General features: G+C 71.7%; 19 protein-coding genes, 2 tRNA genes and 1 pseudogene. 8 read left to right on the forward strand and 14 right to left on the reverse strand.

What is annotated here, in order from left to right; all coding sequences use genetic code 11:
- Nucleotides 1-47: 47 nt before the first annotated feature.
- The 7 genes and pseudogenes from ACGFZW_RS31270 to ACGFZW_RS31300 form a co-directional block, all read right to left on the reverse strand.
- Nucleotides 48-1,049, reverse strand: a complete 1,002-nt coding sequence (locus ACGFZW_RS31270) for a tetratricopeptide repeat protein (protein WP_393896634.1) — start codon at nt 1,047-1,049, stop codon at nt 48-50.
- A 558-nt stretch (nt 1,050-1,607) separates the two neighbouring features.
- Nucleotides 1,608-2,879 (reverse strand): HD-GYP domain-containing protein, encoded by a 1,272-nt coding sequence (locus ACGFZW_RS31275; RefSeq protein WP_393896689.1) that lies wholly within the window; start codon nt 2,877-2,879, stop codon nt 1,608-1,610.
- 374 nt (nt 2,880-3,253) lie between these two features.
- A pseudogene (locus ACGFZW_RS31280) lies at nt 3,254-4,657 on the reverse strand (HD-GYP domain-containing protein); the annotation flags it as partial.
- Between the two features lie 157 nt (nt 4,658-4,814).
- A complete protein-coding gene (gene rsrA, locus ACGFZW_RS31285; protein WP_393896635.1) occupies nt 4,815-5,225 on the reverse strand; it encodes a mycothiol system anti-sigma-R factor in 411 nt (136 codons plus the stop codon).
- Nucleotides 5,222-5,926 carry a sigma-70 family RNA polymerase sigma factor gene (locus ACGFZW_RS31290; protein WP_393896636.1) on the reverse strand — a complete coding sequence of 235 codons (705 nt, stop codon included), beginning with the start codon at nt 5,924-5,926 and terminating at the stop codon, nt 5,222-5,224. The genes rsrA and ACGFZW_RS31290 overlap by 4 nt, the downstream gene beginning before the upstream one ends.
- Before the next feature lie 323 nt (nt 5,927-6,249).
- Nucleotides 6,250-6,897 carry an alpha/beta family hydrolase gene (locus ACGFZW_RS31295; protein WP_393896637.1) on the reverse strand — a complete coding sequence of 216 codons (648 nt, stop codon included), beginning with the start codon at nt 6,895-6,897 and terminating at the stop codon, nt 6,250-6,252.
- Between the two features lie 58 nt (nt 6,898-6,955).
- Complete coding sequence (locus ACGFZW_RS31300) at nt 6,956-7,801, reverse strand: SOS response-associated peptidase (protein WP_393896638.1); 846 nt, start codon at nt 7,799-7,801, stop codon at nt 6,956-6,958.
- A gap of 35 nt (nt 7,802-7,836) precedes the next feature.
- Between ACGFZW_RS31300 and ACGFZW_RS31305 the strand changes: the two genes are divergently transcribed.
- From ACGFZW_RS31305 to ACGFZW_RS31320, 4 genes are all read left to right on the forward strand, one after another.
- Nucleotides 7,837-8,550, forward strand: coding sequence for a M50 family metallopeptidase (locus ACGFZW_RS31305; RefSeq protein WP_393896639.1), 714 nt, complete (start codon nt 7,837-7,839; stop codon nt 8,548-8,550).
- A 169-nt stretch (nt 8,551-8,719) separates the two neighbouring features.
- Nucleotides 8,720-10,084: a 3-phosphoshikimate 1-carboxyvinyltransferase gene (gene aroA / locus ACGFZW_RS31310; RefSeq protein WP_393896640.1), complete on the forward strand. Its 1,365-nt coding sequence runs from the start codon at nt 8,720-8,722 to the stop codon at nt 10,082-10,084.
- A gap of 14 nt (nt 10,085-10,098) precedes the next feature.
- Nucleotides 10,099-11,106, forward strand: a complete 1,008-nt coding sequence (rsgA, locus tag ACGFZW_RS31315; protein WP_393896641.1) for a ribosome small subunit-dependent GTPase A — start codon at nt 10,099-10,101, stop codon at nt 11,104-11,106.
- An 89-nt stretch (nt 11,107-11,195) separates the two neighbouring features.
- Nucleotides 11,196-11,519 carry a DMT family transporter gene (locus ACGFZW_RS31320; protein WP_393896642.1) on the forward strand — a complete coding sequence of 108 codons (324 nt, stop codon included), beginning with the start codon at nt 11,196-11,198 and terminating at the stop codon, nt 11,517-11,519.
- Between the two features lie 78 nt (nt 11,520-11,597).
- Here the strand turns inward: ACGFZW_RS31320 and ACGFZW_RS31325 are convergent, their stop codons facing one another.
- Entirely contained in the window at nt 11,598-12,341 is a 744-nt protein-coding gene (locus ACGFZW_RS31325; RefSeq protein ID WP_393896643.1) for a TetR/AcrR family transcriptional regulator, read from the reverse strand.
- 163 nt (nt 12,342-12,504) lie between these two features.
- Between ACGFZW_RS31325 and hisN the strand changes: the two genes are divergently transcribed.
- Nucleotides 12,505-13,308, forward strand: coding sequence for a histidinol-phosphatase (gene hisN / locus ACGFZW_RS31330; protein ID WP_393896644.1), 804 nt, complete (start codon nt 12,505-12,507; stop codon nt 13,306-13,308).
- Between the two features lie 151 nt (nt 13,309-13,459).
- A complete protein-coding gene (locus ACGFZW_RS31335; protein ID WP_393896690.1) occupies nt 13,460-13,861 on the forward strand; it encodes a cyclic nucleotide-binding/CBS domain-containing protein in 402 nt (133 codons plus the stop codon).
- 173 nt (nt 13,862-14,034) lie between these two features.
- On the opposite strand, the gene ACGFZW_RS31340 is transcribed toward ACGFZW_RS31335, so the two are convergent.
- Nucleotides 14,035-15,519, reverse strand: coding sequence for a catalase (locus ACGFZW_RS31340; RefSeq protein ID WP_393896645.1), 1,485 nt, complete (start codon nt 15,517-15,519; stop codon nt 14,035-14,037).
- 138 nt (nt 15,520-15,657) lie between these two features.
- On the opposite strand from ACGFZW_RS31340, the gene ACGFZW_RS31345 reads away from it, so the two are divergent.
- Complete coding sequence (locus ACGFZW_RS31345) at nt 15,658-16,077, forward strand: Fur family transcriptional regulator (RefSeq protein WP_393896646.1); 420 nt, start codon at nt 15,658-15,660, stop codon at nt 16,075-16,077.
- Between the two features lie 266 nt (nt 16,078-16,343).
- Here ACGFZW_RS31345 and ACGFZW_RS31350 read toward each other — a convergent pair.
- From ACGFZW_RS31350 to ACGFZW_RS31365, 4 genes are all read right to left on the reverse strand, one after another.
- Nucleotides 16,344-16,417 (reverse strand) — tRNA-Met (locus tag ACGFZW_RS31350).
- Between the two features lie 104 nt (nt 16,418-16,521).
- Nucleotides 16,522-18,375, reverse strand: a complete 1,854-nt coding sequence (locus ACGFZW_RS31355) for a tetratricopeptide repeat protein (RefSeq protein WP_393896647.1) — start codon at nt 18,373-18,375, stop codon at nt 16,522-16,524.
- A 208-nt stretch (nt 18,376-18,583) separates the two neighbouring features.
- A tRNA-Met gene (locus ACGFZW_RS31360) sits at nt 18,584-18,657 on the reverse strand.
- Nucleotides 18,658-18,769: 112 nt separating this feature from the next.
- Nucleotides 18,770-21,658, reverse strand: a complete 2,889-nt coding sequence (locus tag ACGFZW_RS31365) for a UPF0182 family protein (protein WP_393896691.1) — start codon at nt 21,656-21,658, stop codon at nt 18,770-18,772.
- A gap of 136 nt (nt 21,659-21,794) precedes the next feature.
- On the opposite strand from ACGFZW_RS31365, the gene ACGFZW_RS31370 reads away from it, so the two are divergent.
- A complete protein-coding gene (locus ACGFZW_RS31370; protein ID WP_393896648.1) occupies nt 21,795-22,349 on the forward strand; it encodes a PPA1309 family protein in 555 nt (184 codons plus the stop codon).
- An 85-nt stretch (nt 22,350-22,434) separates the two neighbouring features.
- Here ACGFZW_RS31370 and ACGFZW_RS31375 read toward each other — a convergent pair whose 3' ends face one another.
- Nucleotides 22,435-23,532: a PDZ domain-containing protein gene (locus ACGFZW_RS31375; RefSeq protein ID WP_393896649.1), complete on the reverse strand. Its 1,098-nt coding sequence runs from the start codon at nt 23,530-23,532 to the stop codon at nt 22,435-22,437.
- Between the last annotated feature and the right edge of the window lie 41 nt (nt 23,533-23,573).

Here is a 23,573-nt window from a genome sequence, read left to right on the forward strand (position 1 = left end):
AAACCCTGATTAGTCGCCCTACAGACTACGGGGGCACGACCGGGCCCTCAGCAGACCTCTTCGAGATCCCGCCATTCCCGGGTGTCCGGGCTGTCGGCGACCCAGCCGTCCAGCAGCCCGCGCACCAGCGCGGAGGGCGCGGCGATACCGCATTCGCGCTCGGGCACCCACAGGGAGCCCGAGCCCGCCGTGCGGTGCCCGAGCGGACCGGGGTGGCCCGGCTCACTGTGGTCGTGCGGGTCCATGTGCTCGCCGTCGCCCTCGTCGCTGGGCATCCGGCTCTCCGAGCACGTACGGCACAGCAGCCGCACGGACGACGACCAGTCCTCCGCGGCAAAGCCCGCATCGGCCGCCAGGCGCTCCAGGGCGTCCCGGTCGTCCTCGGTGGCGGCCTCCAGCAGCACCACCCAGGTCGGGACGGGGGACGGCGCCCACAGCTCGATCTCGTCGAAGACCGGGAAGGCCCTCGTGGCGCCGTCGGCGCCTGCGGCGGTGATCCGCTCGCCGTGCGGGACGCCGTCGTGCAGCACGACCTCGCCCCAGCGCCGCCCGGAGGACGGCAGCGGGATCGACAGCACCTCGATACGGGCCGGGTCCAGCCGGCGGCCCCAGACCACCTCCGCCTCGCCCTCGGGCGAGAGACGGACGGCGGCGCTGCCCAGAGCCATCCCGCTCGGCTCCGCGGAGGGCGAGCCCTCGGTGGGCACCTTGAGGCCGTAGGCCTGCCAGGCGCGGCGGGCCAGCGGCCAGTCCTGCAGGGCGGTGGCGGCGATACCGACGTTCCACCAGTCGGGCGCCCCGGTCTCGCGGTCGAGCAGCGCGACGGCCCGCAGCCCTGCGGCCCTGGCCTGCTCCCAGTCGTGCCGGAACTTGTGCAGCAGCGCGAGGTTGAACCACGACTCCGAGAGCCACGGCTCCATGTCGGCGGCACGCGTCAGCAGCGCCCCCGCGTCCTCGTAACGGCCGTCGCCGATCAGCGTGAAAGCGCGGTCGGTCGCCTGCCGCCACGAGGCGGAGGGCCGGTGCCGTACCTTGCCGAAGATCCTCACGATTCCCGCCTGCTGGTTGCTCTGGACGCCGCTGCCGGAAGTGCTCCGAGCGGCTGCCGGGCCTCTGGGGGGCCTACTCGACAACCTGCCACAGATTGCCGTCCGGCTCAGCCCGGTTCTGCTGCGCCCCCCTGCGGCTCCTTGCCCTTGGCCGACCCCCTGAACCCCCTGTGAGGGGCTCTCTTCGCATCCAACCATGCCCATCTCACGGGGCGCTCATTACCCATGGGTTCCATGACATGTGTGAGTAACCGGGCCCGGGAGGCCGCCATGTGCCGTACGCGGCCGTCCGAACGCCATCTCGGTGTCCGGGCCGCCCGTGAGCCGCCGCGGCACCGCCCCCGGGCCCCGGAGCCCGCTCCGGGGCAGGCGTGGCCTGCGCGCCCTGGCCGCCCCGCACCGCGATCGTGCCGGCGTCCCGCGACGGGCCGTCGGGCACGCTCCGTGCGGGAGGCCGCCCGAGAGCCCGCAGACAACCGCAGCCGCCCGGTTGCGCCTCCGGCGAACACGCCCCGGCCCGGCCGCCTTATCGCGTGCCGGACGGGGCGAGGCCGGTCATCACCCCGTCCGGCCACCCCGCGCGAGGACCCGTGCGAGCGCCTCGACGACCTGGGGTTCGTGGTCCTGGGCGGTGGCCAGCCGCAGCCGCTCCAGGGCGCGCAGCGCGCCTCCGGGCCCCGCGGACTCCCCCGCCAGGTCGTCGTAGGCGTTGACCGTGCGGACGATACGCGCGGTGATCGGCTGGTCGCGGTACGGATCCGCCTGCCGCTCGACGATCACCGCGACCTCCGCAGGCACTCCGGTCTGCCGCACCACCGCACCACCGAGCAGCGCGATCCGGCGCTGCTCGGCGGGCGGCAGCGGTGCGGTCGCGCCCGCGGGGACCGGGTCGAGCAGTGACAGCTGGCCGATGTCGTGCATCAGGGCGGCGTATTCGAGCACGTCCAAATCCGGTGCGCTCAGGCCCAGTTCACGCCCCACGACACGGCTGAGCGCCGCCACCCGGCGGGCGTGGCCGTGCGGGGTGTAGCCGGCGATCTCGGTGGAGCGGGCCAACGAGGCGATGGTCTGCCGGTAGGTGGTGCGTACGGCCGCGAACCGGCGGAAGGCGAACTGGGTCAGCAGCAGCGGCACGCAGAAGACCGGCAGCGCCCACAGCCCGGCGACCGCGGTGGCCAGCGAGATGACCACTCCGGTGGCACAGATGGCGGAGCCGATACCGATCAGCGCGCGCAACTCGTCGCGCAGCAGCGGGCCGTACGGCCAGCCGGTCCTGGCGCGGGCGAGCGCGGCGGCCAGTACCGCGTCGCAGAGGGCGGTGAGCGCGAGCAGCCCGATCAGGAAGAGCGGATAGACCGGCCCCTTGGCCACCCACTGCGTCAACCGGCCGGTGTTGTAGAGGGGTTGGAAGCAGGTGGCAGCGAAGCCCACGGTCAGGACGCGGCGGGCGAGGTGATCGAGTGCCGGCCCCCGGCCGAACGCGACGTGCGGGACGAGCCCCACCAGCCCGGCCGCCACGACCACCGTGACGGACTGCGGGACACCGTGGGTGCTCGGCCGCCCGCCGACCTCGCCGAGCAGGGCGTAGGCGAGGGCGCCGGCGGCGCCGAGCGGTGCGCTCTCCCGCTCGCCGGGCCCCCTGCCTCGCCCACCGGTCCGCGCCGGCCCCCAGCGCACGAGCTCGCCGACCGCGATCAGCACCCCGAAGGCCAGCGCGACACCGGGCTCCGCCAAGCCCTCCCACAGCGTCCGCCCCAGCGCCCAGCACGCCAGCGCTGCGGCGGCGGCGTGGACACCGACCACGACGCCGTACGAGTGGCGGGCGGACATGCCGTACCCGAGGCCGGCGAGATGGCCGTCCACCCGGCCGGCCGACGTGGCATCGGCGCCCGTGCCGCGTGCGTGTGCGCCGTGCGGCCTGCGTCCCGCGCCGCGGGGCGCCGCCGGTCCGCCGCTCACGGCCCGCCGTCCCGCCAGGCCCGCCCGGCCCACCCCGGCCGGCGCGCGGACCCGACAGCCCTACGCCCCGGCTCGCCCTCGCCCGCGCGGCAGCCGGCGCCGTCGTCGCGGCCGGCACCGCCCGCGTCACCACCGGCAGCGTCACCACCGGCAGCGCGGCCGCCGGCGGGGGCCGCCCGCCCGACGACCTGCCGTTCCGTGTCCCCAGCGGCCGTACGCGCGCCCGTCGGCCCCCCTGCCGCTGCGCCGTCCCGGCCCGGTGGCGGGACGTTTCCTCTGCCCGCCTGCGCCACGTCCCGCTCCCCCTTGAGCAGCGCCGCCCCGGCGGCGCCGTCCACCGCCGTGACGGGCGGAAACACGGCCCCGGGATCCCCGTCCGCAGCCGTCACCAGGTCCGGATGCCAGCCGTACCGCTCCAGCGCCGCCGCGAGCGCCCGGACCATCCGCGGATCGAACTGCGCACCGGCGCACTTGCGCAGCTCGGCCACCGCGGTGGGCACCGGCCGGGCCCGGCTGTAGGAGCGGGTGGAGGTCATCGCGTCGAAGGCGTCGGCGACGGCCACCACCCGGGCGAACTCCGGAATGCGGTGCCCCGACAGGCCGTAGGGGTAACCCCGGCCGTCCAGCCGCTCGTGGTGGTGCAGGATCGCGGCGCGCGCCTCGCCCAGGAATCCGATGCCGCGCACGATCTCGTGCCCGTACTCCGGGTGCAGCTCGATGACGCGGCGCTCCTCGGGGGTCAGCGGTCCGTCCTTGCGCAACAGGCGGGTGGGGACGCCGAGTTTGCCGACGTCGTGCAGGATGCCGGCGAACCGCAACGCCTCCACCCGGTCCTCCGCCATGCCGAGCTCCCGGGCGATCATCACCGAGGCGCGGCCGACCCGCTCGCTGTGCCCGCGGGTGTAGCGGTCCTTGATGTCCACCGCCTGGACGAGGGCACGGATGGTGGCCTGGTGGGCGGCACGTTCCTGGTGGCACTGGGCGAAGATCCAGCAGGAGACGTACATCGGCAGCAGCACCAGCAGCGCCGCGAGCGGACCGTACGAGCTGCGCCACAACACCGCCATCATCAACCCGGCGAGACCGTGGACGAGATGCGGCCCCAGGGACCGGGGCAGCAGACCGCGCCAGGCGGTGCGCACCGGGTGCCGCTCGGCGGCGACCAGCACCCCGCCGTCGAGAGCGGCCAGCACCACGCAGAAGGTGACCGCGGCGGCCGCCCCGGGGAGCAGCAGCACCGGGAACTGCGGTGCGGACAGCGGACGGTGGCCGATGGCGTCGAAGACCTCGGAGGCGGCGCCGCAGGCCAGCGCGAGCTGCGCGGCATGCCACACCTTGCGGGCGCCGGTCCAGCGCACCTCTGCCTGCGCGACGAGCGCACCGGGTACGGCGACCAGCGCGGCCAGCGACGGAGGGAGGAGGAAGACACCGGCCAGCAGCACGGGGAAGAACGAGCCGACGCCCAGAGGCCCCCGGCTGTCCGACATCGGCCGCTTGCGCAGCTGTTCGCAGAGTGCGTAAAGGGCCGCGAGGGCAAGGGCCCCCGCCCAGTCGGCTGCGCCGCAACGTATCGCGGGGACGAGGCACAGTGCCGCCGCCACCGCGGCGCATCCGATGTACCACCGCGCGGCAACCGGAAGTCCCCGCATCGCGCCTCCTCCCACGCCCACCGCTCACCCCCGCTGCCGCATTCGCGGCGTGAGGAATTCGGTGAGAATAGAGGGGCTGCGGCCCCGGAGAGGGGGCGTTAGCGGATCGGGCGGGACGAATCGCCCCGCCCCTCACCCCTTAGGGTGACGCGTGGCCTTATTCGGCCCGCGCGGCCTCGGCCCGTGCATCACCCGGGTCGCTGGAGGCCGAACCGCCCGCGGTGCCGGAGTCGGCCGCCTCGGCGTCCGCCTGCTCCCGCTGGGCCTGTTCGTGCTTGGCCTGTTCCAGCACGCTCAGCTCCGGCACGGTCTCCCCGGCCCGGATCAGGTCGATCCGGCCCATGACCTTGGAGCGCAGGTCGGTGGGGACGTCGTCATGGCCGCAGCAGCGCTTGACGAGCTTCTTGACGGCCTGCTCCAGCCCGTACTTCTCCAGGCACGGCGAGCATTCGTCGAGGTGCACCTGGAACTCGGCGCACTCCCCGGCCGGCATCTCCCGGTCGAGATACTCGTAGAGGTGATCAAGAACCTCTGAGCAGTCCTTCTCGTGCGGCTCTCCGCAGCTCATGATCCCGAGCCTTTCCGGTCGTGCGACCCCGACGTCGGCGTGGCCTGCGCATCCGCGGCCGCTGCCCCCGCCGGGACCAGCCCGCGCTCACGGGCGTAATCCTCGAGCATGCCGCGCAGTTGGCGCCGGCCGCGGTGCAGACGGGACATCACCGTGCCGATGGGTGTCCCCATGATGTCCGCGATCTCCTTGTACGCAAAGCCCTCGACGTCCGCGAGATAGACCGCGATGCGGAACTCCTCGGGAATCGCCTGCAGAGCGGCCTTGACGTCGGAGTCCGGCAGGTGATCGAGCGCCTGGGACTCGGCCGAGCGCAGTCCGGTGGACATGTGCGACTCGGCGCGCGCGAGCTGCCAGTCCTCGATCTCCTCGGCGGCGCTGCGCTGCGGCTCCCGCTGCTTCTTGCGGTAGGAGTTGATGAACGTGTTCGTCAGGATGCGGTACAGCCACGCCTTGAGGTTGGTGCCCTCCCGGAACTGGTGGAAGGACGCGTACGCCTTCGCGTACGTCTCCTGCACCAGGTCCTCCGCGTCGGCCGGATTGCGCGTCATGCGCAGCGCGGCGGAGTACATCTGGTCCAGGAAGGTGAGCGCGTCCCGCTCGAAGCGCGCGTTGCGCTCGGCGTCGCTCTCCTTCCGGCTCGCAGCCTTGTCCTCAGCCGTGCCGTCGGTCCCTGCGTCGGTCCCAGTGAACGGACCCACCTCCTCCAACACCGTGACGGATCCGGATGCGGACCCACTCGATTCGGAGAATAGACGACGATCAGGGGCCGCCGCCGCTCCAGCCACGGCGGGCTGCGTCACCTGCATCTGCGACCACTGCAGGTCAGCGGCCGGGCGGGCCGGGCAAGCGATTCCCATGCGGCGGACTCCATTCCTCGAGCTTCAGGCGGTACTCGCTGTTACGCCACGCACAACATCCGCATCCCGCGGCACATTCCCGCCCCGCCCGTGCTTCCTCGCCGCGCTCGCCGGCCCGTCCCTCCGCCCCGTCCCCGTGGGACCGGCTCCGGCGGGGCCCGCCGTCAGCCGAACAGGCCGTCCAGCCACGCCAGCACCGCGCCGGTGAGCACGGCCATCGACTCCGCCTCGTCGGTGCCCGCCTTCTTGGGCACCGCGAATCCGTGGTCGCCGTACGCCACCTCGGTGATCTGCGTGCCCTCCGGGAATTCCTCGGGCCGGCCGAACGGGTCCCGGCCGCCCTGGACGACCAGCGTCGCCACCCCGGCACCGGTCAGCTCCTCCACCCGGGACTTCTCCGGCTTGCCCGGGGGGTGCAGCGGGAAGCTCAGCGCCAGGACCGCGTGCGCACCCAGCTCCCGGGCAGTACGGCAGGCCACCCGGGCGCCCGCGCTGCGGCCCCCGGCGACGACGGGCAGCCCCGGCTTGGCGAGTGCCGGCCACAGCGCCGTCCAGCCGGCGTCCAGCGTCTTCGGCGCCGGCGCCACCTTCTTGCCCGCCACCCGCCACGGCTGCTCGACCAGCGCCACGGTGTAGCCGCGGGCCGGCAGCGCCGCTGCCAGGGCACGCAGGTCCCGCGCCTCGATGCCGCCACCGGCGCCGTGGCTGACCGCCACCACCGCCCGTGCGGGCACCGGATCGCGGTACCAGGTGATCCGGGCGTCGCCCACGGGCGTCCCGACCGTCTCGCGCTCACTCGCCGCTGTGCTCATGCCCCTATCCTGCCCGGGCCGGTACCCGATTCCGGCGCGTCAGCGCGGCGCGGCCGCCTCAGAAGAGGGTGCCGACCTCCGGCCCGTCCAGCTCGGCGACCAGCTCCGGCCCGTTGTTGCGGACGTTGCTGACGCCGGTGGGGACGGGGTGGGCGCGCATCAGCCCGGCCGGCGGCGGCGTCAGCAGCTCACGCAGCTCGTCGGGGTCGGTGCGCGCGGGGTCGAGCCAGGCGTCCCAGCGGTCCGGGGGCAGGACCAGCGGCATGCGGGGGTGGATGTCGGCGAGCGACTGCGGCCCCTCGCCGCCCGTGACGCCGGCCAGCGGCGTGGTCTCCGCCTCGGTCGTGACCACCGTGCAGGTGACCCACCACGCCTGCGGGTGGTCGGCGGGCAGCGTCCCGTCGCGCCAGAACTCGAAGAGCCCGGCCATCGCCATCACGGAGCCGTCGGCGGGCGTCACGAAGTACGGCTGCTTCCGGCTCCGCTTCTTCTTCCCCTGCTCCTCCAGCTCGCGCTCGGCCGCGTCGGTGACCCACTCGAAATACCCGTCGCCGGGCAGCAGGCAGCGGCGGGTGGCGAACGCCTGCCGGTAGGACGGCTTCTCGTGCACCGTCTCGGCCCGCGCATTGATCATCTTCACGCCGACGTCGGGTGATTTCGACCACGACGGGACCAGCCCCCACCGCAGCGTCCGCAACTGGCGCACCGGGCCGCACGGCGCGTGACCGGGTGCGCCGCCCGCGGACGCCGCGCCCTTCAGGGGACGTTCGAGCACCGCGTACACGTTCTTCGTCGGAGCGACGTTCCAGTCGGGCGCCAGGGTCTCCTCCGGCTCCCACCGCTGGACGCCGAAGACCCCCACCAGGTCCTCGGGCCCACGACTCGCTGCATACCTACCGCACATGCGTGCCAGACTGCCATGCCACACGAAGGGGAGACATGGACACCGATCACCTCACCGATGTATGGAGCCGCGTCTTCGGGACCCAGCCGGACCCCTCGTTCTGGCTGGTGATCGTCACGGGGGTGCTCGCGCTCGGCGCCGTCGTCCCGCACACCGCCTGGCGGCTGTCCCGCAACGCCGTCACCATCGCGCACGAGGGCGGGCACGGGCTGATCGCACTCCTCACCGGCCGACGCCTGGACGGCATACGACTGCACTCGGACACCTCAGGGCTGACCGTCTCCCGCGGCAAGCCGACCGGGATCGGCATGATCCTGACCGCAGCGGCCGGCTACACCGCGCCGTCCCTGCTGGGCCTGGCGGGCGCCGCGCTGCTGGCCTCGGGCCACATCACGGCCCTGCTGTGGGGCGCCACCGCCCTGCTCCTGGCGATGCTCGTCATGATCCGCAACGCCTACGGCGTGCTCACCGTCGTCCTGGCCGGCGCCGCCTTCCTCCTCGTCTCCTGGCTGACGACGCCGGACGTCCAGGCGGCGTTCGCGTACGCGGTGGTGTGGTTCCTGCTGCTGGGTGGTGTCCGTCCGGCCTTCGAGCTGCAGGGCAAGCGGCGGCGGGGCGGGGCGTCGGACTCCGACCCCGACCAGCTGGCCCGACTGACGCACGTGCCCGCGGCTCTCTGGCTCGGCCTCTTCCACGTGGTGTCGCTGTGCTGCCTGATGGGCGGCGGGCGCTGGCTGCTGGACGTCTGAGGCCGCCCCGGCCCCCTTCCGGCCCGCGATGAACCCGGGCGCCTGCGCCACCGGCCCGCACCGCGTTCGCCTCCGTGGCGCGCGGGCGCATTACCAGGGTCATGTTTCGTATACGTTGCGCCATTTTTGATCAAGATCGGCACCCTTGCCCAGCCATTAAAGTAAGGGCATGACCGAGAGCCCCGCACACCTCGCCCTGTGGCCCGCCCCCCTCGCCTCCGGGGCCGTCGATGCAACCGTCACCGTGCCCGGCTCCAAATCGGTCACCAACCGCGGCCTGGTCCTGGCCGCCCTCTCCTCCGAGCCCGGCTGGCTGCGCCGGCCCCTGCGCTCCCGCGACACCCTCCTGATGGCCGAGGCGCTGCGCACCATGGGCGTCGGCATCGAGGAGACCGCCTCCTCCAGCTCCGTGGGCGCCGCGGGCCAGACCTCCGGCGGCGAGGCGTGGCGGGTCATCCCGGCCGGCCTGCACGGCCCTGCCACCGTCGACGTCGGCAACGCCGGCACCGTCATGCGCTTCCTCCCGCCGGTCGCCGCCCTGGCCGACGGCCCGATCCGCTTCGACGGCGACCCCCGCTCCTACGAGCGCCCCCTGGGCGGCGTCATCGGCGCGCTGCGCGCCCTCGGCGCCCGCATCGACGACGACAACCGCGGCGCGCTGCCCATGACGGTGCACGGCGGCGGCGCCCTGGACGGCGGCCCCGTCGAGATCGACGCCTCCTCGTCCTCCCAGTTCGTCAGCGCCCTGCTGCTGTCCGCGCCGCGCTTCAACCAGGGCGTCGAGGTCCGGCACACCGGCTCCGCACTGCCCTCGCTGCCGCACATCCGGATGACCGTCGACATGCTGCGCAGCGTCGGCGCCCAGGTCGACACCCCGGAGGCGGGTGGTGAGCCGAACGTGTGGCGGGTCACCCCAGGCGCCCTGCTGGGCCGCGACCTGATCGTCGAGCCCGACCTCTCCAACGCCCAGCCGTTCCTGGCCGCCGCCCTGGTCACCGGCGGCCGGGTCACCATCCCCGACTGGCCCGAGCACACCACCCAGCCCGGTGACGCGCTGCGGGAGATCTTCACCACCATGGGTGGCTCCTGCGAGCTGACCGACCGCGGCCTGACCTTCACCGGCAGCGGCCGGATCCACGGCATCGACGTCGACCTCGGCGAGGTCGGCGAGCTGACTCCCGGCATCGCGGCCGTCGCCGCCCTCGCCGACTCCCCGTCGACCCTGCGCGGCGTCGCCCATCTGCGGCTGCACGAGACCGACCGGCTGGCCGCACTCACCAAGGAGCTCAACGAGCTGGGCGGCGACGTCACCGAGACCGCCGACGGCCTGCACATCCGGCCCCGGTCGCTGCACGGCGGGATCTTCCACACCTACGAGGACCACCGGCTGGCCACCGCCGCCGCGATCATCGGCCTGGCCGTCGAGGGCGTGGAGGTGGAGAACGTCGCCACCACCGCCAAGACCCTGCCCGACTTCCCCGCGATGTGGACGGACATGCTCGACCCGGCCGCCGCCCCCGCCCGGAGAGTCTGAGGTCCGCCGCCGTCATGCGCCGCTACGGCAAGAACCCCGACGAGGACGACATCCGCGTCCGCCCCAACCCCAAGGGCAACCGTCCGCGGACCAACATCCGCCCCAAGCACGAGGACGCCAGCGAGGGCCTGGTCCTGACCGTCGACCGCGGCCGCCTGACCTGCCTCATCGACGGCCGCACGGTCCACGCCATGAAGGCCCGCGAACTGGGGCGCAAGAGCGCGGTCGTCGGCGACCGGGTCGCCGTCGTGGGCGACCTGACCGGCGACAAGGACACCCTCGCGCGGATCGTCCGGGTCCGGCCGCGCACCTCGACGCTGCGCCGTACGGCCGATGACGACGACCCGTTCGAGCGCGTCGTGGTCGCCAACGCCGACCAGCTCGCCATCGTCACCGCGCTCGCCGACCCCGAGCCGCGCCCCCGTCTCATCGACCGCTGTCTGGTCGCCGCCTACGACGCGGGGCTCGACCCGCTGCTGGTGCTGACGAAGTCCGATCTGGCGTCCGCCGACACCCTCCTGGAGTCCTACGGCGCGCTGGGCGTCCCCTACTTCGTCACCAACCGTGACGAACTCGCCGACGGCAGCGCGGCCGAGCGGATCAGGGAGCAGCTGTCCGGGCGCATGACGGCATTCGTCGGGCACTCCGGGGTCGGCAAGACCACCCTGGTCAACGCGCTGGTCCCGGACCGCAATCGGGCCGTGGGCCACGTCAACGCGGTGACCGGCCGCGGCCGGCACACCACCACCTCGGCCCTGGCGCTCCCGCTGCCCGGCGACTCGGGCTGGGTCATCGACACCCCGGGCGTACGGTCCTTCGGCCTGCACCACGTCGACCCCTCGCGGGTCATCCTGGCCTTCCCCGACCTCGTGCCGGGTACGGCCGAGTGCCCGCGCGCGTGCAGTCACGATGAACAGGACTGCGCGCTGGACCAATGGGTGAGCGACGGGCACGCCGATCCGGCCCGGCTCTACTCGCTGCGCCGGCTGCTGGCCACCCGCGAGCGACGCGAGGGCGACTGACTCCTGGGTTTGCTGCCGCCCCACCGAGGTGAACGCATAAACTCGCCAAGTCCGGCGAAGCGGTCACCGACTGACGGAGGCACAGGAATATGGCGTGGCTGCTGGTCGTGGTGGCGGGAATCCTGGAGACGGGCTTCGCGGTCTGCCTCAAGCTGTCGCACGGCTTCACCCGCCTCTTCCCCACCATCGCCTTCTGCGCCTTCGCCCTGGGCAGCTTCGGCCTGCTGACGCTCGCCCTGCGCAAACTCGACGTCGGCCCGGCCTACGCGGTCTGGACCGGCATCGGCGCGGCCGGCACGGCGATCTACGGCATGATCTTCCTCGGCGACGTGGTCTCGATCCTCAAGCTCGTCTCCATCACCCTCGTCATCGTCGGCGTCATCGGACTGCAGCTGTCCGGGGCGGCGCACTGACGGGTCCCGACAACCGCTGACGGTGCCGGCGGGCCGACCGGCGCTCGCGGTCGTGACGGCGAATTCGAGGTTCCCGCCTCACCCGGGGCGAACCGCCTCCTCACCGGGCAGCCGTGCGAAAGCCCCTCGCACAAGCCGCGACACCGCGTCCGTCTCGGCCTCCCGGCGCTCCCGCGCCGGGCCCCCCATGGCGGATGGCCCGGCCGCCCGGCCGGCGATGCCCCCGGCTCCGGGCCCCGCCGGGGCGACCACGCAGGACAGCGTCAACCGCGCCGCCGTCTCGCACGCGGCGCCGAGGGCGGGGAGTTCCTCCTGCGGCCAGTCCGGCTCAAGTGCCGCGACCGCCCGGTCGCAGAAGCGGCCGACCAGTTCGCCGGGCCCCGGCAGCGGCCGCTCGGCGGACGGCGCGGCGCGCTGCCCTGGCAGCCCGTTGCGGGCGCCGCGCGGCGCACCGGGCGGGGACGGCAGGCGGTCGCTCCAGCAGCCCGTCAGTGCGGCTCTGACCAGGGGGTTGGCGCGCGCGGTGCGCAGCGTCCAGGCGGCTGCGGCCACCACCCGGCCCGCCGCCGCGTCCCTCGGCGCGGCGGCTTCGGGGACCGGCCCGGTCTGCCGCAGCACCCGTTCCACTCCCTGGAGATATCGCTCGGTCTCCCGGCGGACCAGGGCGCGGGCGAGCCCTTCCTTGCTGCCGAACTCGTTGTAGAGGGTCTGCCGGGACACCCCGGCAGCGGCCGCGACGTCCACCATCCGGACGGCCGCCCACGCCCGGGTCGTCAGCGCCTTGTATGCGGCATCCAGCAAGGATTCTCGCGCAGCGGGCATCCGTCGCCTCCCCGGCAGCCGGCCCATGCGGCCGGTGTGCGCACAGAATTGACGGGGCACCAGGGACTGTCAAGGGTCACCGCAGGGCCGGCCCGGAGCCGCCACACGCCGGGCCCGGCATGGCCGTGTGGCTCCTGCGTATACCAGTGGATACTGTTCGCACATGCCCGACTATCACGATGATCTTCGCCTCGGCCATGTCCTCGCGGACGCCGCGGACGCCGCGACCATGGAACGGTTCAAGGCTCTCGACCTCAAGGTCGAGACCAAACCCGACATGACCCCGGTGAGCGAGGCGGACAAGAACGCCGAGGAGTTGATCCGTGGGCACCTCCAGCGCGCCCGGCCACGCGATGCGGTGCTCGGCGAGGAGTTCGGCAGCGAGGGCTCCGGTCCACGCCGCTGGATCATCGACCCGATCGACGGGACGAAGAACTACGTGCGCGGCGTGCCGGTCTGGGCGACGCTGATCGCGCTGATGGAGCGCGGCGAGGGCGGTGACCGCCCGGTGGTCGGCATCGTCTCCGCACCGGCCCTGAACCGCCGCTGGTGGGCCGCCGAGGGCCTGGGGGCCTTCACCGGCCGGAGCCTGACCTCCGCGACCCGGCTCCAGGTGTCGAAGGTCGGCAGCATCCAGGACGCCTCCTTCGCCTACTCCTCGCTGACCGGGTGGGAGGAGCGCGGCAGGCTGCCCGGCTTCCTCGATCTGACCCGGGACTGCTGGCGCACCCGCGGTTACGGCGACTTCTGGCCGTACATGATGATCGCCGAGGGTTCGGTGGACATCTGCGCGGAGCCGGAGCTGTCCCTGTGGGACATGGCGGCCTGCGCGGTCGTCGTCCAGGAGGCCGGCGGCAGGTTCACCGGCCTGGACGGCAAGCCCGGTCCGCACAGCGGCGACGCGGCGGCCTCCAACGGCCTTCTCCACGACGATCTGCTGAATTACGTCGGCGACGCAGGGCACTGACCTGCGAAGGGGCGGATGCGCGGACAACCGTCCGCGATCCGCCCCTTGTTGCATCGAGCTGAGCATGTGAACATGAGAATCCGCCAGTTTGTGAACTTGTGAATTCTTTCGCAAGGCGCATTCACCAAGGAGGTGGCTCCACTCCATGCCCATGTTCGTCAAAGACGCCATGAGCACGGTGGTCCTCACCATCGGGCCCGCTCACACCCTCCGCCAGGCCGCGCAACTGATGGCCGCCCGACGCATCGGCGCGGCCGTCGTCCTCGACAGGGACAACAGCGGACTCGGCATCCTCACCGAGCGCGACATCCTCAACTCCCTCGGCGCGGGCGACGACCCGGACCGGGAGATCGCCCAGACCCACACCACATCGGATGTGGTCTTCGCCGCCCCCGACTGGACTCTCGACGACGCAGCGGACGCGATGGTGCGCGGCGGCTTCCGCCACCTCATCGTGCTCGACGACCACGAGCCGGTCGGCGTCGTCTCGGTCCGCGACATCATCCGCTGCCGGTCGCACGCCGTCGAACGGATCGACGCCGTACCCGCCTGAGACGAGCCCGCCCCGCGTCCGGTCCGCCGAACGGGCCGGACGCGCCGACGGACGCACGAAGAGGCCGGAGCCCCATGGCGTCCGGCCTCTTCGTTTGTTACGGCAAGCAGCCTTGCGAACCCCACGGCCGGCACCACGTCACCGCTGCGACGGGATCGGGCCGCGAGGAACGGTCAGCCGCGCAGGGCCTGTACCGCGGCGTCCAGCCGCTTGCCGTAGTCCGCGTCCGCCTTGCGGAAGTTCTCGATCGCGCGCTGCGCGATGTCGTCACGGGAGACCTTCGCGATGAAGCCCGCGAGGTTGTCGATCAGGCGCTCCCGCTCGTCCTCGGACATCAGCCGGTAGAGGTTCCCCGCCTGGACGAAGTCGTCGTCCTCGGCGTGCGAGGGGGCCGCGGTCTTGCCGGACTCGCCCGTCACCGCGACCGGCTGCCACAGCGGCCGACCGGTCTCGGCCGGACCGCCGAAGCTGTTCGGCTCGTAGTTCTTCTGACCCTTGTGACGGCCGTCGTACAGGGCGCCGTCCCGGCCGTGGCTGCGCGCCTCGGTGGCGTGCGGGCGGTTCACCGGCAGGTGGTCGGCATTGATGCCGACGCGGTAGCGGTGCGCGTCGCCGTACGCGAAGAGACGGCCCTGGAGCATCTTGTCGGGGGACGGGCCGATGCCCGGCACGAAGTGGTGCGGGGAGAAGATCGACTGCTCGACCTCGGCGAAGATGTTCTCCGGATTGCGGTTGAGCTCCAGCTTCCCGATCTCGATCGGCGGGTAGTCCTCGTGCGGCCAGACCTTGGTCAGGTCGAACGGGTTGAAGCGGTAGTCGGCGGCGTCGGCCGCCGGCATGATCTGCACCTGGACGGTCCAGCTCGGGAAGTCACCGCGCTCGATGGCCTCCCGCAGGTCGCGCTGGTGGCTGTCGGGGTCCTCACCGGCGAGCTTGTTGGCCTCGTCCTGGGTGAGGTTCTTGATGCCCTGGTCGGTCTTGAAGTGGTACTTGACCCAGAACACCTCGCCCGCTTCGTTGTTCCACTGGAAGGTGTGCGAGCCGAAGCCGTCGAGGTGACGGTAGGAGGCCGGGATGCCGCGGTCACCGAACAGCCAGGTCACCTGGTGGGTGGACTCCGGCGAGAGCCCCCAGAAGTCCCATACGTTGTCCGCCTCCTGCGAGCCGGTGTACGGGTCGCGCTTCTGGGTGTGGATGAAGTCCGGGAACTTGATGGCGTCCTTGATGAAGAACACCGGGGTGTTGTTGCCGACGAGGTCGTAATTGCCCTCTTCGGTATAGAACTTCAGCGCCCAGCCGCGCGGGTCACGCACCGCGTCCGCCGCGCCGAGGTTGCCCGCGACGGTCGAGAAGCGCAGGAAGGTCTCGGTCTGCTTGCCGACCTCGGAGAGGAACTTCGCGCGGGTGTACTTCGTGACATCCGCGGTCACCGTGAAGGTGCCGTACGCGCCGGCGCCACGGGCGTGCACGATGCGCTCCGGGATCCGCTCGCGGTTGAAGTGCGCGAGCTTCTCGATCAGGAGCTGGTCCTGAATGAGACCAGGGCCGCCGATGCCGGCCGTCTCGCTGTTCTGGTTGTCCGCGACCGGGGCCCCGGTCTCCGTGGTCAGCGGTCCGGTGGTGCTCTCTACCGACACGTGCGCCTCCTGAAAATCCATGTCACCTGCCCTGGGCTTGCGCCGGAGTCGATCCTACATTGGACATTGTCTAAGTCAAGAAGAAGACGAAAGTCGTACCTGATCCGGCGATGGACGGCCGCTGCTACTCTGGCCCTATCTGACTGATAGGTGATTGGCATGAGTGACCTGCTGGAACGACTCCGGGGACGCGGCTGGCGGCTGACCGCACAGCGACGCGTCGTGGCCGAGGTCCTCGACGGGGACCACGTCCACTACACCGCTGACGAAGTACACGCGCGGGCGAGCGACCGGCTCCCGGAGATCTCCCGCGCCACCGTCTACAACACGCTCGGCGAGCTGGTCTCGCTCGGCGAGGTCATCGAGGTGAGCACGGACGGCCGCGCCAAGCGGTACGACCCGAACGCCCACCACGACCACCAGCACCTCGTCTGCTCCCAGTGCGGCACGATCCGCGACGTCCACCTCCAGGGCGACCCGCTCTCCGCCCTGCCGGAGCCGGAGCGCTACGGCTTCCAGGTGTCCGAGGTCACCGTGACCTACCGGGGCGTCTGCCCCAACTGCAGCGCCGGCTCCTGACGCCCGCGCCCGCCCTGCCCTGACGCCGCGAGCCGGCGCCGGTATCGCGCAGCCGAGCCCGTACCCCCAGGGGCGCGGGCTCCTCGGCGTGCCCGGGAGGGATGCACGGCCGCACCGAGAAGACGCCAAGGGCAAGCACGCCCGACCGCACCGGGATACCGGTGGGCGCCCCCGCACCTCGCCCCAGGGCCGCTCGTCGCCACTCCTGCGCACGCGAGCATGACGAAGGCCCGGATTCTCGAAGAATCCGGGCCTTGGTCTTTCAGTAGCGGGGACAGGATTTGAACCTGCGACCTCTGGGTTATGAGCCCAGCGAGCTACCGAGCTGCTCCACCCCGCGCCGTTGTGTCCTTACTTTAACCCCAGGCCGACGACCAGCGCAAATCCCTTGCCGTGGGCCCAGGGCCGGGTCTCCTTGACCCGCCCCTGGGCTCGCGGCGCACGCTAGGCGCTGAGCTCCTCCTGAAGCGCCGCACGCAGCCGTGCGGCCCGCTCGGCGACCTCCGGCGGCCCCAGCTCCACCGATCGCGCACACCAGCTCTGCGCCTCGGCCAGCGCGCCCCTGCGAGCGGCCAGCAGCGCCAGCCGCAGGGCGGCTCGGCCGTGCCCGGCCTCGGCAGCCCGCTGCCACCACAGCGTGGCCTCCGGCAGGCTCCCCTCGCGGGCGAGCAGCAGCCCGAGGTTGAAGGCGCCGTTGCTGCTGCCGGCCTCGGCCGCCGCGCGGTACCAGGTCGCGGCCTCGACCACGTCGCCGCGAGCCGCCGCGAACATGCCAACTCGAACCTGCGCACGGCGATGCCCCTGCTGCGCGGCCCGCTCGTACCACTGCCTGCTCTCGTCGTCCGGCGCCCGCCCGTCGGCCGGCCGCCCGGCGTCGCGCGCCGCCACGGACCTGCGGTCCAGAAGGTCGGCGAGCCGGTAGGCCGCCTCGGGGCTGCCGCCCCCGGCCGCGCAGCGCAGATTGCGCTCCGCGTCCTGGGTGTCGCCTTCGCGCAGCTGCACGATGGCGACCTGCAACGCCGCCTCGGTGTGCCCGGCTGCCGCCGCACGCTCGTACCAGGCGTGCGCCAGCCGGTCCTCACCGCGCCCGGCGAACAGGATGCCGAGATTGAACGCCGCGTCCACGCTGCCCGCCTCGGCCGCCTTGGAGAACCACGGCTCGGCCCCCGCCGCGTCGCCACGCTGCAACAGCAGGATGGCCAGCGCGTTGGCCGCCTCGCGGTGCCCGGCGTAGGCGGCGCGGCGGTACCACTGCTCACCCCGCCCGGCCCGGCCCTGCTCGGCGCAGAGCAGCCCGATGTTGTAGGCGCCGTTGACGTCCCCGGCGTCCAGGGCGACGCGGTACCAGCGCTCGGCGGTCTGCAGTTCGCCGCGGTCGGCGTGCAGCGCCCCCAGGGCGTTGGCGGCGTTGCCGTCGCCGTCCTGGGCGGCGCGCCGCCACCACTCCGCCGCGCTCTCCTCGTCTCCGGCGTCACGCAGCAGGAAGCCCAGCGCGCAGGCAGCCCGCGGCTCGCCGTCCTTGGCCGCGGACAGATACCAGCGTCCGGCCTCCTGTACGTCGCCCCGGTCCTCCAGGAGCGCGCCCAGTTGCAGCGCGGCGCGCCGGTGGCCGCGGGCGGCGGCCTGGCGGTACCACTGCTCGGCCTCGGCGGCCCGGGTCAGCTCGCCGTACGCGGGCTCCACCGCGCGGTCGGTGTCGCGGCCGTCCTCGATGACGCGCGCCAGGCGGTACGCGGCCTCGCGGTGGCCGCGCTCGGCGGCGGCCCGGAACCAGCGCTCGGCGCCGATGTCGCCGCGGTGCTCCAGCAGGTCGGCGAGGGCGTACGCGCCCAAGTAGTGGCCGGACTCGGCGGACTGGCGCAGCCAGTACTCGGCGGCGGGCTCGTCGCCCCGCTCGCGGTAGTGCCTGCCCAGGGCGTGCGCGGCCGCGGCGGAACCGGCGACGGCGGCGATCCGCCACCAGCCGGCCGCCTCCTCGGCGTAGCCCCGCTGGTGGAGCAGGACACCGAGGTTGTTGGCCGCGGCGCGGTCTCCGGCTGCGGTGGCGGAGCGCAGGTGGGGCTCGGCGCCGTCGAGGTCACCGCGGCGCAGCAGCATCGCTCCGAGCGCGCTCATCGCGGCGGTGTCGCCCGCCTCGGCGGCCCGGCGGTGACCGGTCTCGGTCACCGCTTCGGACGCGTCGGACGCCTCGGCGGCGTCCATCGCATCAAGCCGCAGCTCGGATTCGCGCCCGTCGTCGGGCGCATGCACAAACCGGTCTGTCTCCAACAACCTTGCCTTGTCCCCCATAAGAGCCATCGTCGCATCACCCGTAACCCGCGTACACCTGGAATACCGCAGCCAGTGAGGTCACTTCAGCGGTTTGTCGACTTCCCGACACGGCGACTTGTCAAACTCAAGCACACAGGTTTCCCACAACGGCCGTTCGACTCGGCCGTGGCCCGCAACCCGACCCGAACGCATGACGAAGGCCCGGATCCTTGAGGATCCGGGCCTTCATCTTCAGTAGCGGGGACAGGATTTGAACCTGCGACCTCTGGGTTATGAGCCCAGCGAGCTACCGAGCTGCTCCACCCCGCGCCGTTGTGTTCTCAAGCTATCACGGGGCCGCGGGGGCCTCTGACCACCGCGGACGTGCGGCCACCGGTTCGCACCGGCGGCCGCACGTGATCACGCTCCCGGCCGGATCGCGTCAGTCGCCCGACTTACCGGCCTTCTCGGATGCCTCGGCGGCCCGGTCCAGCGCCGCCTTGAGCTTCTTCTGGGCCTCGCCGTAACCGGCCCAGTCGCCCGAGGAGCGCGCCTTCTCGCCCTCCTCGTAAGCCTTCTGGGCGTCGCCCAGGGCCTGCTGGACCGTCTGGTCGGACGGTGGCGGCTCGGTCGTGTCGCCGCCGCTGGGCGGTTCCTCCGTGCCCGAACTGGGCGCCTTCTTGCCGAACACGACATCCAGCGCGTCCTTGAGGGAGTTCTCCAGCACCGGCTTGTTGTCGCCGTAGCTGACCAACACCTTCTTCAGCAGCGGGTAGTTGGTGTTGGCACCGCGCAGATAGACCGGCTCGACGTACAGCAGTCCACCGTCGAGCGGCACGGTCAGCAGGTTGCCGTACTCGATCTCCGAATCACCGAGCTTCTTGAGGATGTTCAGCTCGTTGGCGATGCTCGGATCGGAGTTGAACTTCGACTGCACCAGCTGCGGTCCCGGCACCGGTGTCTGGGACGGCAGTTTCAGAAGTCTGATCTTGCCGTAGTCGCTGCTGGTCGCGTTGGCGTCGACGGCCATGAAGGCGCCCAGGTTGTCGCGTTTGCTGGGCGTGAAGGTCGTCGTCAGCGAGAAGGTCTGGCCCTTTTGGTCCGGCATCTTCAGGCTCAGGTAGTACGGCGGTACGGCGTTGCCCGACTTCGTCGTCGGGTCGTTGGGGATCTGCCAGCGCTCGGAGCCGGTGTAGAAGGTGCCCGGGTCCGTGACGTGGTAGGTGGTGAGCAGCTGTCGCTGCACCTTGAACAGGTCCTGCGGATACCGCAGATGCTCCTTGAGCGACGGGCTGATGGAGCTCTTCTTCTCGACCGTGCCGGGGAAGGACTTCATCCAGGTCTTGAGAACCGGGTCCTTGGTGTCCCACTGGTAGAGCTTGACCGAGCCGTCGTAGGCGTCGACCGTCGCCTTGACGGAGTTGCGGATGTAGTTGACCTGGTTCTGCTGGGCCACCACCGCCCGCTGTCCGTCGGTGAGCGAATCGGCCGTGGTGTCCCCGAGCGTGGTGCGCGAGGCGTACGGATAGCCGTTGCTGGTGGTGTAGGCGTCCACGATCCACTGGATCCGGCCGTCTATCACCGCCGGGTAGGCGTCGCCGTCGATCGTCAGCCAGGGGGCGACGGATTCGACCCGCTCCTTGGGCGTGCGGTTGTACAGGATCCGCGAGCCCTCACCGATCGCGCCGGAGTAGAGGATCTGCGGCTCGCCGAAGGCCACCGCGTAGGCGGCGCGGTTGATCGGGTTGCCGAGGTTCACCCCGCTCTTGCCCGTGTAGCTGTAGCTCTTCTCGCCGCTGTCGTCGGAGTAGTCCAGTTCCTTCTGCGGACCACCGACGATGGAGTACTGCGAGGTCTTCTCGCCGTAGTACACCCGCTGTTGGTACTTGCCGAGCTGCCCCTTGGCCGGCAGGTCGGACTCGGTGTACTTCGGCCCGCCGCCCTCGGCGGGCTCGGTCCCCTTCGCGGCGACCGCGCCGTAGCCGTGGGTGTACTTGAAGTGGTCGTTGATCCAGTTGCGCTCGGGGATGCCGGCGATGTTCAGCTCGCGCAGACCGATGACGGTGTCCTGCTCGGCGCCGTCCTTGTCCTTGTACCGGTCGACGTCGAGGGTGGAGGGGAACTGGTAGTACCCGCGCACCTGCTGCTGTTGCTGGAAGGCCGGCGAGACCACGTTGGGGTCGAGCAGACGCATGCTGGCCGTGGTGTCGGCGTCCTCACGCAGCCGCTCGCTGTCCGCCTTCGTGGCCGGCTTGTAGTTGCCCTTGTAGGGCGTGACCCCCGAGTCCTGGATGTCGTACGCGTCCCGGGTCGCCTTGATGTTCTGCTTGATGTACGGCGCTTCCTTGGCCTGCTCGTTCGGCTGGACCTGGAACTTCTGCACGATCGCCGGATACAGCCCGCCGATGAGGATCGCGGAGAGCACCATCAGGCCGAAGCCGATCACCGGCAGCTGCCAGGTGCGGCGCCAGAGGGTGGCGAAGAACAGCACCGCGCAGATCACCGCGATGCAGAACAGAATCGTCTTCGCCGGAAGATAGGCGTTGGCGTCGACATAGCGCAGACCGGTCCAGTTGTCGGCCGACTTCAGGCCGCTGGACTTCACCGCGAGGCCGTACCGGTCGAGCCAGTAGGCGATCGCCTTGAGCGAGACGAAGATCCCCAGCAGCACCGAGAGATGACCGGTCGCCGCGGCCGTCGCCCGGGATCCGGGGCTGGTCAGCCGCAGCCCGCCGTAGAGGTAGTGCGTCAGCGCCGCGGCGATCAGGCACAGCACGGCACAGGCGAACCCGAAGCTCAACAGGAAGCGGTACCAGGGCAGATCGAATGCGTAGAACGCGACGTCCATCCCGAATTGCGGGTCTTTCTGGCCGAACGGCACGCCGTTGACCCACTGCAGCCAGGTGCGCCACTCGCCCGAGGCCGACGCACCGGCGATCAGGCCGACCACCGCGGCGATCGCGATCAGCGCCCACTTCTTGAACGGGGCGATGCTCATCCGATAGCGGTCCAGGCTCTGCTGCTCCGTGGACATCGCGCTGAGCGGTGGCCGCAACCGGTGCGCCAGCCAGACGTTGACGCCGACGGCCGACGCCATCAGCACGCCGAAGAAGAAGAACAAACCGATCTTGGTCCACAGGGTGGTGGTGAAGACCGACGAATAGTGGACCGAGCGATACCAGAGCCAGTCGGTCCAGAACCCCGCGAACATCACGAAGAGCATGGCCAGCACGGCCAGCACACCCAACGTCATGAGCAGGGTCCGGATCCGCCGGGACGGTCGGCCGACTCTGATCCGTGGCCCTGTCGGGCCTCCGCCGCGGTCCGGCATCTGGAAAGCCAAGGTGCGCACCTCGAAGTTCGCTGTCGTGTTGAGCAGGCCCGGCGATAGTAGGACCCACTGATGCAACTTACGAAGGCTTTACTCGGTTCCCGATTTCCGGGGTTCACAAGGCACGATGTTGAGCATGACCAACCTCCCCGTTGACGGCACCCCCCTCGCCGCCAACCCACTGACCCGCGCGGTGCTCGAAATCGACGAGTACAGCGCCGGGCTCGGCTGGGATCAGCCCGCCCGACTGTTCGCCCTCGTCGACACCGCCAAGCTGCGCGCCCAGGAGCCCTCGCTCGCCGCGCAGCTGGGCATCGACGACTCCACCACCACCTCCCTGACCCCCGTCGAGCAGGACGAGATCCCGGCCGGCGTCCCGCTGGACGAGTTCCTCGCCACCATCGCCTGGCCGGAGGCCGTCACCGGCTGCGCGATGACCGTGGAGCGGCTGATGCTGCCGCCGTCCGCGGAGGACTCGGTGCCCGAGGGCCTGGACGACGCGCAGCTCGCCAAGTGGGTCGCCGACCACCCGGACCGTCAGGAGGTCCGGATGACGGTGGGCGTGCTGCGGGACGGCTCGCGGGAATCGGCGCTGCGGCTGCGCGAGAAGGACTCGACGTCCGAAGTGCTCACCGGCGCCGCCCTGGTGCCGGGCCTCGCGGACGCGCTGTCCGCGACGTTCGAGGCCTGAGCCGCCTGATCGAGACGCCCCGGCCGACGACGGCCGGGGCTTTCGTTCGGGTCCTGCCGCCGGGCGGGCGGCGGGACCCGCCGGCCTACGACCGTCCTGCCGGGCTGCAGCTCGGCAGGTCGTCGGTGTCACCGGAGCGGATCTTCTGCAGCGCCTGCACCGCGTCGCCGATGGTGTTGACCTTGACGAGGGTGAGGCCGCGCGGGGTGTCCTTGGCGGCGGTGGCGCAGTTGTCCTTCGGCGTCAGGAAGAACTCCGCGCCCTTGTCCCGCGCGCCGACCGTCTTCATCGAGATGCCGCCGATCGGCCCGACCTTGCCCTTGTCGTCGATCGTGCCCGTACCGGCCACGAACTTGCCGCCGGTCAGGTCCTGCGGCGTCAGCTTGTCGACGATGCCGAGCGCGAACATCAGCCCGGCGCTGGGCCCGCCGACATCGGCCAGCTTGACGTCGATGGTGAACGGGAGGATGTGGTCCACCTCGGCCTGGATGCCCACGATGGCCCGGCCGTCCTCCGCCTTCTCGGTGGCGAGCGTGATGTCCTTCGTGCCCGTCGCGGGCCGCTTGCCCTGCTTCTCGGCCGCGGCCGCCGTCTTGGCGGGGATGATGGTGAAGCGGACCTTCTCGCCCGGCTTGTGCAGGGTGACGAGCTTGGCGACGCCTGCGGCCTCCGTGACCGGCTTGCCGTCCACCGCCTTGATCACGTCGCCGGCGTGCAGCTGCCCGTCGGCGGGCATGTCCTTCACCACGGAACCCACGACGGTCTGGGTGGCGACGGGGATCTTCAGCTGGCGCAGCGCGGAGGCCTTGGCGCTCTCCTGGGACTGGCTGAACTCCTCGGCGTTCTCCTGGTCGGCCTCCTCGGCCGTCTGCCCCTCGGGGTAGAGGGTCTTGTGCGGCACCACGGCGTTGTCGTGGTCCAGCCAGCCGTAGACCGCCTCGAAGAGGTTCATGGTGTAGTCGGGGCCGGTGACCCGGACCGTGGTCATGTTGAGGTGACCGGTCGTCGGGTACGTCTTGCGCCCGGAGATCTCCAGCACCGGCTCGCCGCTGTGCTCACCCAAGGTGTTGACCGTCGGACCCGGCGACATCTCCGAATACGGGACGGGGATCAGCACCCCCGCGCAGAGCAGCGCGATCAACATGAGGGTCGAGGCGAGCAGCGTCGCGGTGCGGCGTGGCATGGAACGACAGTACGGGACGGGTATGACAACCGGCCCGCGGG

The organism is Streptomyces sp. NPDC048248 (assembly GCF_043201875.1).
Classification (GTDB): Bacteria; Actinomycetota; Actinomycetes; order Streptomycetales; family Streptomycetaceae; genus Streptomyces.